Source organism: Romboutsia ilealis, from assembly GCF_900015215.1.
Classification (GTDB): domain Bacteria; phylum Bacillota; class Clostridia; order Peptostreptococcales; family Peptostreptococcaceae; genus Romboutsia; species Romboutsia ilealis.
In genome coordinates this window covers 1,466,336-1,478,613 of sequence record NZ_LN555523.1, presented here as the reverse complement: position 1 = coordinate 1,478,613, position 12,278 = coordinate 1,466,336, and the positions used below count along the sequence as shown (strand labels likewise).

The following is a 12,278-nucleotide window of genomic DNA, read 5'->3' as shown; positions in this document are numbered from 1 at the left end:
ATATGTATATTTAATTATAAATATAATAATACTATTAAGTAGAGTTATAAAATAAATAGTTTTGTAAGAATATTAAGTACAAAAAAACAGATAATAAATTATCTGTCTTTTTATTTGTTTAAATTAACTATATAAATAATTAATTACTTTGTTGTTCTTGAGTTTCAAAGCTACCTTGATCTTGAGTTTGCACATCTAATAATGAATCACCTTCATTAGAAGCAGGAGTATCAGCACTATCTTGAGGAGTTTCCTCAGTAGAGCTATTTTCATCTATAGAATTTATTGTTTCTTCAGTAGTATTATTTTCTTCATTTGGAGTTATCTCCGTTTGCTCAGTGTTATTAGAATCATTATTAAATAATCCTGTAAACCAATGCCATATTTTAGCGAAGAATCCTTCAACTTGTTCACTAGATGGAAGGTTTATAGTTGATTTATCAGTAGCATCTATTTGAGCATTTTCTCCAAGTAAACTGTCATTAGTATTATCAAGTATACTTGAACCATCACTTTCTCCACTAAATAATCCTTTAAACCAATCCCCTATTCCTGTAAAGAAGTTCTTTATACCATCAAATAATCCTGTATTTACATTTTCACCTATAGCAGATAAGTTTTCATTAACTACATTAGATACACTTTCTAGTGCATTTTTCATTTCACTGTAATCATAATCTTGCTTAGATATTTTTTCCATTAAACCTTCAAGTTTTACCATTTGCTCATCAGTTAAAGTAACATTATAGTTGTTTACTACATTATTTATAGTTTCAGCTATTTGAACTGTATCTTTAGTATTGTTTTTTATTATCTCAGTCTTTACATCATTAACAATTCCTGTAGCTTTGTCTTGACCGATATCATCACCTAAATCTCCAGTAGTTATTAATTCCTCTGAAGCTAATTCTTTTTTATCTTCCTCTAAAGGCTTACCAGTAGCATCTTCAAATGCTTTCATTATACCTGTTAATGCTCCAGTACCAGAAACTGGGAAGTTGGCAGCAATTACAACGTCAGCATCAGTAAGACCGGCAGTAGATAATGTAGTTGCAACCATAGCTGGAGTTGCCCAAGTTATATTAGCAGTTTTGACATTTATACCACTACCTGATTTTGTTGGTTCAACATAAGCACAAGAATAAGTTTTCTTTCCAAGTTGAGCTTCAGATGCAACTCCTTGTAAGTATTTTCTTTCTTCTTGGTTGTTAACCTCAAGTATTACAACTTCATCTTTGTTAACACCGAAATATTTTAACATAGTATCTTTTTGTGCTTGCGTTAAGTTTGAACCTAGAGTTACAACTCTAGCACCGTCTGCAAATACAAGCCCTAAACTTGATAAACTCAAAACTGCAGTAAGGCTTAAAGTTATAAATCTCTTTTTAAAATTATTTAATTTTTTGTTCATAAATTTCATTCCTTTCAACTTATAAAAAAGTTAAACTATAATATATCCCTATTACATTATACTATAAATTATTGATTCAAAAAAACAAATTACAAGTTTGTAATAATTATGTAAGAAATATATGAAGAGATTACATTTTTTACGCTTAAGGATATTATAATACTTAAAAAATGTGGATAAATTCTAAATGTAAGTAATATCAATAAATTGGTTTTGAGCGTAAAAAAGATTTTGAAATACTTCGCCCACGTAGTGGCTCAAGCAACGGACGAAGTCGTTGGCGACATGAAGTGTTTCGTCGACACGTCGCTCAAGCGAAGCGAATTTTTTATAGATTATATAGTAATTATATAAGAAATGAAAATATTGCTAATCTATAGTATAGATAAAGAAAAAAGTAGAAATATAAATATTTAAATTTCTACTTTTTTTATAATTTAAGATTATTTACCTATAAACATTTGAGTCCAATAAGTTGTTTTATTAGAATCTTTTGCAATACCAACACCTAAGTTAGTAAAATTAGGATTTAGTATATTTTTTCTATGGCCTTCAGAATTCATCCAAGCGGCTACAACCTCCTGTGGAGTTTTTTGACCTTTTGCAATATTTTCACCTGCAGTTCTATAAGATATTCCAAATTGCTTCATCATATCAAATGGAGAACCGTAAGTTGGAGATGTATGGTCGAAGTAGTTTTTATTTACCATATCTTGAGATTTCTTTGTTGCTACACTTGATAAGCTAGAATCAAGTGTTAAAGCAGATATTCCTCTTTTAGCTCTTTCTGCATTTACTAAATCAAGCACTTGTTGTTGATAAGAAGAAAAATCTGTACTAGGTTTTTGCTCAGGAGCAGTACTTGGATTACTTGGAGCACTATCAGGCTTTTGTTCAGGAGTAGTATTTGGATTACTTGGAGTAACATCAGGCTTTTGTTCAGGAGTAGTATTTGGATTATTTGGAGTACTATCAGGTTTTTGCTCAGGAGTAGTACTTGGATTACTTGGAGTATTATTAGGTTTTGAAGGTACATTCGGGCAATTTGGAGTTAACGGTAATTTAAATTTAACACCATTTACATATATATATACAGATTTAATAGTCATAACTTTATTGTAACAAGTTTTTGATAGAGCGTTTACTGGTAGCATACTAGATGCTGTTAGCATAGTTATTGCTCCTAATGATAATATATTTCTAAATTTCTTGTTCATATAAACACCTCTTTTGTTTTGATTTTGTTTGAAATTTTAATTGTTACCAAATTGTAACTTGTAATCTAAGGGGGGTATCCCCTTTGCTCATTTATAGTAACATAAATATTACAAGTTTGTAACTGTAAAGTAATGTAACAAAGTGCATAAAAATGTAAAAGAGTAATATAATAGGGAAATAAAATATACATAATAAGAATGAAATATGTTGAAGAGTAGCGGTTATTTGGATATTGCATAAAATTGATATGATTTTTCAGAGTATTTACAAAACAAAAGTAGATAGCTTAATTGATCTTTACTATACATTATAAAAGAATGTGTTTAATCAAATTTTAAATATGTAATTAAATATGTAAAAAAAGGGTATAATTAAGTTAGGATTCTGTATTCAAATATTGAAAAAATAAGAAATGTATTATAATATGGAAGTAGGAAAAATATAGATATTTATATCTATAAGATTAGAAAGGATAAGTACTATGTCAAAACAATTAGTAAAAGAAAGAGTTATAAAGTATTTAATGGAGGACTTATTAGTACCACATGATATGATAGACACTGATGTACCATTATCAGAGTTTGAAGAAGGTGCAGAAGGTATAATAGATATAATAGTAAGTGTTAAAGATAAAGAAGACTACTTAGTTCCAGTTATGTTAGTTAGTTGTTTAGATGAAGATGTAGAATTAGAAGGCGAAGTTGTACAAAAACAAATAGACTTCTTAGAAGATGTTGATAATATAACTACTGCAGGTAGAATAATATTAACTAATGGAAATCAAATGATGTATGCTGACTGGACTGGAGAAGAATATGATACAGAAGCAGCACTTCCAACATATGAACAAATGGAAAAAGAATTATTTGAAATGGAAAAATTAGTTGCTGAGCATGAACACTCTCATCATGGATGTGGATGTGGTGGACATCATCACGAAGAAGAACATGAATGCTGTGGAGGTCACGGACATCATGAAGATGGTCACGAGTGTTGCAAAGGACACGATCACGGAGATGATCACAACTGTGGTTGTAAGCACTAATAAATAAATATATACGAACTTGACGATACTTTTTAATAATGTTATTATAAGTATGTTAAAAATTCTATATAAAAACCGTAAATGTTGGGGCAAAAGACAAAGGATTTATTAATATAGGGATTTATAGCGTCGTTCGATTAAAAAGACTACTTTTATTGTAGTCTTTTTTTATGCATAAAAATATAAAATATTCATTTATATGATTAAAGTAAGTGAAAATATATAAAATTTATAAATAAAAAAAGGAAATTTGATAGCTAAAGTAGAATAATACACAAATAAACTTATTGACATTTAACTTAATTGAATGGAATGTTTTTGAATTAGCTATCATATGATAATTTATATGATGCTAGAGAAAAGATAACATCTCAATTAATAAACTATATATAAAAGGGGTTATATTATGGAGGCTAAAAAAGAACAAAATCATGAAAGTTATATTTATTCTGATTCATCAAATACATCTAATGCTATGAAAATGTATTTAAAAGAGATAGAAGAATACCCAATGTTATCTGCTAAAGAGGAAGTAGAACTAGCTAAAGCTATAATTGACTCTTCAGAGGAAGCAAAAGAGAAATTTATAAATGCTAATTATAGATTAGTTGTAAGTATCGCTAAAAGATATAGAAAAGAAAGTGTAGATATGCTTGACTTAATTCAAGCAGGCAACATTGGACTTATAAAAGCAGTTGAAAAATATGATTATAAGAAGGGATTTAAATTTAGTACTTATGCTACTTGGTGGATAAAACAAAGTATAACAAGATACATAGATGATTGTGAAAATACCATTAGAATACCTGTTCATCTTCATCAAAGAATAAATTTTGTAAAAAGAAAAAAACAAGAGCTTGCAAATGTACTTCAAAGAGAACCTAATATAGAAGAGCTTGCTGAAGTTTGTGAACTTGAAGTTGATAAGGTTTTGGATATATTAAAAAAGGATAAAAACATAGTATCTCTTGATACTCCTATTAAAGAAGATGAAGATAGTAGTTTAGTTGAGTTTATACCATCTGATGCACACTTTGGGGATGTGGTCATTCATGAGGTTGAACAAAATAAAATAACTTAAGGGAAAAAATAGATGAAGTACTAACAGGTCTTAGTGATCAAGAGCAGCAAGTACTTAGAATGAGATTTGGATTTGATGATGATACACCTAAAACTTTAGAAGAAATCGGTAAAGTATTTGGCGTAACAAGAGAGAGAATAAGACAAATAGAAGCTAAGGCTATTAGAAAGCTAAGACATCCAAGTAGGCTTAAATTACTTAAAAGCTTTTATTAATTAGTTTGTACAAAAGCGGGAATATTTTCCGCTTTTTTTACGTTTAAAGATATTATAATACTTTAAGAAATGTTAATAACTTCTAGACTTAAGTAATATCAATAAAAAAATATTTTGAAATGATTCGTACACACGGTGGCAAAGTAATGGATGAAGTCGTTGGCGGCATAAAGTGTTTCGTCGACACATCGCTTAAGCGAAGCGGATTTTTTATTTATCTACGTTTAAAAAATCTAATTTGATTTCTTTAAGTAAATAGTAGCACATATTAATTTGTATCGCATCTAAAATTTAATCAAATTTTATAAAAATACTTATAGTAAAGAGGAATATGCATAGTATACTACATCAGTTTATAAAATATGAATATACATAATTGGTATAGAGAAGTTAAGAAGTTTACTTATAAAAAGAGCTATTTCAAAATCATTAAATAATGATTTTGAAATAGCTCTTTTTATAAATATATATTTACATTTTTTCTCATTTTATATATAATACAATTGTAGTTAATTACTTAAGTAACTAACTATAATGGATAGATGCAAGGAGCGATTTATGAAACTTATATTAAATGAAGATGAACCAATATTCATTCAAATATCAAAAGCGATAGAGGATGAAATACTAACCGATAGCATAAAAGAAGATCAGCAGGTACCTTCAACAACAGAGCTATCAAGGTTATATAATATAAATCCAGCTACAGTATTAAAGGGGATGAATATATTAGTAGATAAGAATATCTTATATAAAAAAAGAGGTTTAGGTATGTTTGTAAATAGAGGAGCAAAAAACACTATAAAACTTTTAAGAAAAGAAAGCTTTAAAAATAAGGTTATAAAGAACTTAATTGAAGAAGCAAATAAGTTAGATATAGATAAAGATGAATTGCTTGAAATGATTAAACAATACAAAGGGGGAAACTAAATGAGTGTAGCGGTAAAAGTAAAAAGTGTTAGTAAGTCTTTTAATGATAGCGTAATACTTGATGATATATCTATAGATTTTTATGAAAATAAGATATATGGTTTACTTGGGAAAAATGGAGTAGGTAAAACTACCTTGCTAAATATAATTACAAAGCAATTAATTAGTAAAAATGGAACTGTAGAAATATTTGGACAAAATATAAATGAAAATGATGGTGTATTAGATAAGTTATGCATAGTAAGAGAAAGAGAGTTTCCCGAAAGTGATATTTCAATAAAAGAGTTGTTTAATATGTACTCATACTTTTATAAATATTATGATAAAAAGCTACAAGAAAAATTGTGTAATTATTTTAAGCTAGATTCTAAGAAGTCCTATAGAAAATTATCAAGAGGTATGAAAAGTATAGTATCAAATATTATAGGAATATGCTCAAATGCTTCAATAACTATATTTGACGAACCTACAATAGGTCTTGATGCCGATAATAGGCAGGAGTTTTATAAGATATTATTAGATAGTTATATAAAAAATCCTAGAACTATAATATTATCAACGCATCTTATAAATGAAGTAGAAAATCTAATTGAAAATGTAGTTATAATACATAAAGGAAAAGTAATAGTTGATGATAGTATAGATAATATAAGTCAGAAATCATTTTACATAAGTGGAGATAAATCTGATTTGGAAAAACTAAAATGTTTAAAAGATACAAAACCTGATAAAAGTTTTGGATCTAAACAAGTGTATAAATATTATGGGGATATAAATGAAGATGATTTAAAAATTATAGAAAGTTTAAATATAAATTTAGAAATTATGAATCTTCAAGATATGTTTGTACATCTTACTAAAAGGGGGGAATACAAATGAATAAGTTAATGCCGTATTTTAGATTAATGAAAAAGTCTATAATATTAATAATAGTAATAACACTTTCAATAGTAATAATAAATGATGGTAAAGAAATACTAACCGGATTTAAACATTCAGTATTTGAAAATGGGCATTTAATATTTAATAGTGGAATATATTCTACAACAGTATTATTAATATTTATATATGGTATATATCTTTCATATAAAAAGTTTAACGTTGCAATTAATATAAAAGCAGATAGAAAAAGCTATATAAAAGCATCTATAATTTCAATGATAGGTATAGGTGTAGTATTTTCAATATTTACAGTTTTATGGTCATTGATTTTAAAGTTTGTAGTAGAAGCAGTTTCAGGTAAAAATGCTTTAGTAGTAGGGGATTCTGTATATTTTATAGGTACTATAACAGATCTTATAAATAGTTTACCAGGTATGGGAGTAGCAATATTTTTTAGCTTTGATAAATTAAGTGTAGCAAGATTTATTATAGATATATTTGGACAGTTTTTAACTTTACTTTCATGTTCATCTATAGGATTTTTACTTGGAAGTATATTATATAGATTAAAAAAGAAAACATTAATAATAATATTTTTAGTTATACCTACAGTAGTTGTAACATTAGGAGTAATTTTTTCTATATTTAATACAGATTTACTAATGAGCTATATAGCTACAAATTTAGGTATTATTTTAATTTTTATTACGAATGTAAATATAGGATTGATTATAAAAATTTTAACTATAACAATATCTTTGATTAGTTCAGTATTACTTTTAAAAAATGCACCAATAAAAGAATGTGCACATGACTTAATATAAGGCTGATTATACAGCCTTTTTAGTTTAAGGATATTATAATACTTCAAAAAAAGAGGATATATAGAATAACCATAACATCAACTTATATATAAGTTCTTTAAGATAGTGAAAAGTCATATAATATAATAAAGTTTAATTTAGAATTCTTTAGATGAAGTAGTTAAAATAAAAAGGGATGATAATATGTATGATAGCAGACATAATGAGTTAGAAAAATTGATGAATTTAATGAATAAATTAAATAAAGAATTACAATTAATAAAAAAAGATATAAGCAGTAAAGAAAGCAAATCAAAAGAATTAGTTTCATATATGGAACAAGAAATAAAAGAAAATACTAAGAGTATAAAGGAGTTAGAAAATCCATTTTTACTATTTATAATGGGTTTAGGCAACTATGGAAAATCAACTCTTATAAATGCCCTTTTGCAAGAAAAAGTAATAGAAACTAGTGATATACCAAATACATGGAAACTAGATTTATTTATTAAATCAGATAATGAAAAAGTAGAAATAACCTATAATGATGAAAGAGAAATTGTAAAAAGTTTAAGCAGAGGTAAAAAAATATTAAAAGAAGAAGAGGATAAATTTAAAACATCAAAAAAAGAAATATCAAAAAAAATATTAAATTATAAGAATAAACTTAGCAAAGATAAATTAAAAGAGTTTAAAATAGAACAAGAAAAACTTTACTTATATAAATCAGATATAGATCAAATAAAATATTATTTAAATAATAAAAAAATACTTAATGATTTTACAATAGTAGATACCCCAGGGCTTAATCAAACATTACTAAAAAATACCATAAAACGTATGAATACATATTATCAAAAAGCAGATGGCGTAATATGGTTAATAGATGCTCAAAATATAGTATCTAAAGAGACTAATAAATTAATTGAAGAGATAAATAAAATAGATAATTTACATGAAAAGAAGATAATAGGTGTAGTTAATAAAATAGATATCATAAAAAATGATAAAGATTTAGAAAGACTTAAAGAAAAAGTAAATGAAATATATAATAATAAATTTAATGATATTGTTTATATATCAGCTCGCGATGCTTTAGATGGTATTATAAATAAAGATAAATATTTAATAAACAAAAGTAATATAAATAGTCTATATAAATCTATAGATAAAAACTTCAAACAGATATGTGAAAAAAAGCAAATAGATTCAAAATATAAAAATTTATCTATAATGAAAGAAAATTTATTATATAAAATATATTCATATAAAAGAGATTTATATAAAGATATATCGGATTATAATGAAATTGAAATTGAATTAAATAAAAGTTGTGACGATATTTATTTATATGCATTAAATCATATGAATAAATTTAAGCGAAAAAAAGTATATAATAAAAATGATTTTCAGTTATTAAGAAAATCAATAGAGGATTTAGAACAACAATGTAACAAATCAATAGAAAAAAATTATAATATACTAATCAAAAAGGCATATTCTAGCAATATTATAAAAAATACTATCAACACAAAAGTTTATTTTTCTAAAAGTAAATACTTAGTTATAAATTATAATAATTTTACAAATATAAAAAGAAACAATAAACTATCACATCTTATAGATCAATTCACAAAAGAAAACTCAACAAAAGTTGTAAATGACGAAGTAGCACTAAGTAACTATATCCATAAAAATATTACATACTTAGAAGATGAAATAATGACAACTTTAAAATATAAATTAGATTGTATAAAAGATAATGTAAATGAAGTTAAATATGATACATTTAAAAATAAATATTTAGATTACTTTTTAATAAAAGATCATATTAAATATTTAGATAATATAGAAAATATATTAATAAATTTGAGGTGATATTTTGGAAAATATAAATCAATATATATACAAAATTAAAGAAACTTTACTTCATTCTCCAATAAGAGAAAGATTATCACAAAAGGAAGTAGTACCTTTTAAGGATATTGTATTTGAAAATCTAAATGGACAAATAGAAAATATTAAAGCATTAGAATCAAGTCAATATAAACCATTAAATATAGCTATAGTAGGAGAAGTTAAATCAGGAAAATCAAGTCTTTTAAATGCACTTTTAGGAAAAGAAATAAGCAAAGTAGATGTATTAGAAGCTACTTCATCAGTAATAGAAGTTGTTTATAGTGAAAATACTGATGTGAGCAAATTTGCAGATTTAATAAGAATAAGCTTAGATATAGATTATTTAAAAAAAATAAATATAGTAGATACACCAGGACTAAAAAGCATAACTCAAAGTAATGAGAATAAAACTATAGATTATATTAAGTATGCAGATTTAGTCTTATTTGTTATAGATGCAACTCATCTAGGTCAAGAAGATACAATAGAAGTATTAGACTTAATAAGTGAATATAATAAACCTATTGTTGGAGTAGTTAATAAGTGTGATTTACTAACAGAAAATAGGAGTGAGATTTTAGATTATATAACAAGTGAGTATGGAATTTATATAGATAGATTTTTTATGATATCATCATCTCTTGAATACCAGCATAAAATGAGTCAACAAACAATAGCTAAAAGTACAGACTTAATAGTATCAAACTATACAGAGCTTAGAGAAAACTTTAGAAAACTAACTGATTATATTGAGTGTATATATGAAAATTCTAATGAAACAAAATATAAAAGTATAAAAACATCAATAGAAGGAATAATCCAAAAAGATATAATAGTACACAGCGATTATAATAAAAGCATTGATGTATTATTAGGTGAATTAAAAAAATATGAAAGACTATTACAAAATAAAAAAGATTATATAAAAGCAAAAATGGAGTTTGAAATAAATGATTGGATTGATAGAATCTTCTTAAGTGATGAGATAAAAAGAATTGAAAGTGATATAAAATCTGCAAATATATATATAAATGAATCATATTTAACTGATTTGATAAATTCAAAAAAGAATGAACTAGATGATTTATATTTTAAAGAATGGAGCACTTGCTTAAAAGAAGTAAGTGAAGAAATGGATGATGACATAAAAAGATATGTAAATGATATAACTTATAAAAATGAATTATTAGATACGCCGACGTTTAAGTTAGATGGAGAAAAAACAGATATGAATGCAATACTTGCAACAATAGGCACAGGAGCAATTCTTGGTGCTACATCAGGAGGGGTTATTTCAATTTACAGTGCAACCTTAGGAAACTATGCAGCATCACTTACACTTGGAGCAGCTATTATGACTTATATACCACCTCTTTTAATAGCTGGAACTGTAAGTGGAGCGGTTGGGAAAGTTATATATGATAAGGTTTTAGCTGAGAGAAAAAACAAAGAAATACTTGATAATATAGAAAATTTTATAAAAAGCTTAAAAGAGGATATAAAAGAAAGATTAAATAAAGACTATGAAAAGCTTAGTCAAGAAATAGTAGTAACTACTACTGAGATATTAAAGAATATAAAAGGTATATATATAAATAAATATGAAATAGAAAATTTTATGGAATCAATAGAAAAATATATAACATATTTAACAAAATATGTAGAAATATCATACAATAAAGCATAAATGTAAATACAATAAGGAGTAGAGACATGATAACCCTAAGCTTATGTATGATAATAAAAGATGAAGAATTAGTTTTAGATAGGTGTTTAAAAAGTATTTACGATGTAGCTGATGAGATAATAATAGTTGACACAGGCTCAACTGATAATAGCAAAGATATATGCAAAAACTATACTAAAAACATATATGATTATGTATGGAATGATGACTTTTCAGCTGCTAGAAATTTTTCTTTTGAAAAAGCTACTAAAGATTATATATTATGGTTAGATGCTGATGAAATAATAGATGAAAAAAATAAAGAAAAACTTTTAAATTTAAAACAAGTTTTATCATTAGATATAGATGTAGTCACTATGCATACTTACATGGATATAGATGAATGTAATAATCCACAAATAACTATGGTAAGAAATAGAATAGTAAAAAGAGAAGATAATTTTAAATGGGTTGGATTTGTTCATGAATATATAGAAGCTAGTGGAAATGTATATGATAGTGATATTTGTATAATACATGATAAAATTAAACCTGTAAGTGAGAGAAACCTAAAAATATACAAAAAGAAAGTTGAAGAAAAACAAATATTTAGCGAGAGAGATTTATATTATTATGGAAAAGAATTATATTGTAACAGATGCTATAATGAAGCAATAGACGTTTTAGAAGAGTTTGTATCTAAAGGAACTTGGAAAGACGAAATAATTGATGCACTCTGTAAAATTGGAGAATGCTATTTATGTAAAGGCGAAAAAGAAGTTGGTAGAAAATATTTTTATAAAACTTTTGAATATGGACCGCCACAAGGCGAAGTACTTTATAAAATAGCATATTCTTTTCAAGATGAAGAAAAATATGACATAGCTATAAGTTGGTACGAGATAATATTAAGATTACCTATACCTGATGATTGCTATCAATGTAGAAACATATGCTGCTTAAGGTTTAATCCACATCTTAATTTATGTTATTGTTATTTTAAATGTGGAGACCTAAAACAGGCTTATTATCATCACAAACACTGTGTAAAAATAAATCCAAATAATCCATGTGTTAAATACAATGAAAATTGTTTTAAATTAATAATGAATAAAAATAAAGTCTAGA

11 protein-coding genes are annotated in these 12,278 nt (G+C 25.6%); 9 read left to right on the top strand and 2 right to left on the bottom strand.

Annotated features, from left to right (window positions below):
• Positions 1-139 precede the first annotated feature (139 nt).
• On the bottom strand, positions 140-1,411 hold the full coding sequence (locus tag CRIB_RS06930) for a DUF1002 domain-containing protein (RefSeq protein ID WP_180701664.1): 1,272 nt from the start codon (positions 1,409-1,411) through the stop codon (positions 140-142).
• 443 nt (positions 1,412-1,854) lie between these two features.
• Entirely contained in the window at positions 1,855-2,628 is a 774-nt protein-coding gene (locus CRIB_RS06925; protein WP_180701663.1) for a CAP domain-containing protein, read from the bottom strand.
• A 482-nt stretch (positions 2,629-3,110) separates the two neighbouring features.
• On the opposite strand from CRIB_RS06925, the gene CRIB_RS06920 reads away from it, so the two are divergent.
• The 9 genes from CRIB_RS06920 to CRIB_RS06885 all read left to right on the top strand — a co-directional run bounded on the left by CRIB_RS06920 (position 3,111) and on the right by CRIB_RS06885 (position 12,277).
• Positions 3,111-3,674, top strand: a complete 564-nt coding sequence (locus CRIB_RS06920; protein WP_180701662.1) for a type I restriction enzyme HsdR N-terminal domain-containing protein — start codon at positions 3,111-3,113, stop codon at positions 3,672-3,674.
• 406 nt (positions 3,675-4,080) lie between these two features.
• Positions 4,081-4,755, top strand: a complete 675-nt coding sequence (locus tag CRIB_RS06915; protein WP_243633480.1) for a sigma-70 family RNA polymerase sigma factor — start codon at positions 4,081-4,083, stop codon at positions 4,753-4,755.
• A gap of 59 nt (positions 4,756-4,814) precedes the next feature.
• Positions 4,815-4,970, top strand: coding sequence for a sigma factor-like helix-turn-helix DNA-binding protein (locus tag CRIB_RS12650; protein ID WP_408638521.1), 156 nt, complete (start codon positions 4,815-4,817; stop codon positions 4,968-4,970).
• Positions 4,971-5,528: 558 nt separating this feature from the next.
• Positions 5,529-5,900 (top strand): GntR family transcriptional regulator, encoded by a 372-nt coding sequence (locus CRIB_RS06910; protein WP_180701661.1) that lies wholly within the window; start codon positions 5,529-5,531, stop codon positions 5,898-5,900.
• Positions 5,901-6,779: an ATP-binding cassette domain-containing protein gene (locus CRIB_RS06905; RefSeq protein ID WP_180701660.1), complete on the top strand. Its 879-nt coding sequence runs from the start codon at positions 5,901-5,903 to the stop codon at positions 6,777-6,779. It abuts the gene before it with no gap.
• Positions 6,776-7,606, top strand: a complete 831-nt coding sequence (locus CRIB_RS06900) for a hypothetical protein (protein WP_180701659.1) — start codon at positions 6,776-6,778, stop codon at positions 7,604-7,606. Before CRIB_RS06905 ends, CRIB_RS06900 begins: the two co-directional genes overlap by 4 nt.
• 183 nt (positions 7,607-7,789) lie before the next feature.
• Positions 7,790-9,463, top strand: coding sequence for a dynamin family protein (locus CRIB_RS06895; RefSeq protein ID WP_180701658.1), 1,674 nt, complete (start codon positions 7,790-7,792; stop codon positions 9,461-9,463).
• Between the two features lie 4 nt (positions 9,464-9,467).
• Positions 9,468-11,171, top strand: a complete 1,704-nt coding sequence (locus tag CRIB_RS06890; RefSeq protein ID WP_180701657.1) for a GTP-binding protein — start codon at positions 9,468-9,470, stop codon at positions 11,169-11,171.
• A gap of 26 nt (positions 11,172-11,197) precedes the next feature.
• Positions 11,198-12,277: a glycosyltransferase gene (locus CRIB_RS06885; protein WP_180701656.1), complete on the top strand. Its 1,080-nt coding sequence runs from the start codon at positions 11,198-11,200 to the stop codon at positions 12,275-12,277.
• Position 12,278: the final 1 nt, after the last annotated feature.

What these genes read in the sequence shown, in the direction of transcription:
- CRIB_RS12650 (WP_408638521.1), top strand. Translation starts at nt 4,815, where the DNA reads ATGAGATTTGGATTTGATGATGATACACCTAAAACTTTAGAAGAAATC.
- CRIB_RS06895 (WP_180701658.1), top strand. Translation starts at nt 7,790, where the DNA reads ATGTATGATAGCAGACATAATGAGTTAGAAAAATTGATGAATTTAATG.
- CRIB_RS06915 (WP_243633480.1), top strand. Translation starts at nt 4,081, where the DNA reads ATGGAGGCTAAAAAAGAACAAAATCATGAAAGTTATATTTATTCTGAT.
- CRIB_RS06885 (WP_180701656.1), top strand. Translation starts at nt 11,198, where the DNA reads ATGATAACCCTAAGCTTATGTATGATAATAAAAGATGAAGAATTAGTT.
- CRIB_RS06925 (WP_180701663.1), bottom strand. Translation starts at nt 2,628, where the DNA reads ATGAACAAGAAATTTAGAAATATATTATCATTAGGAGCAATAACTATG.
- CRIB_RS06930 (WP_180701664.1), bottom strand. Translation starts at nt 1,411, where the DNA reads ATGAACAAAAAATTAAATAATTTTAAAAAGAGATTTATAACTTTAAGC.
- CRIB_RS06905 (WP_180701660.1), top strand. Translation starts at nt 5,901, where the DNA reads ATGAGTGTAGCGGTAAAAGTAAAAAGTGTTAGTAAGTCTTTTAATGAT.
- CRIB_RS06920 (WP_180701662.1), top strand. Translation starts at nt 3,111, where the DNA reads ATGTCAAAACAATTAGTAAAAGAAAGAGTTATAAAGTATTTAATGGAG.
- CRIB_RS06910 (WP_180701661.1), top strand. Translation starts at nt 5,529, where the DNA reads ATGAAACTTATATTAAATGAAGATGAACCAATATTCATTCAAATATCA.
- CRIB_RS06900 (WP_180701659.1), top strand. Translation starts at nt 6,776, where the DNA reads ATGAATAAGTTAATGCCGTATTTTAGATTAATGAAAAAGTCTATAATA.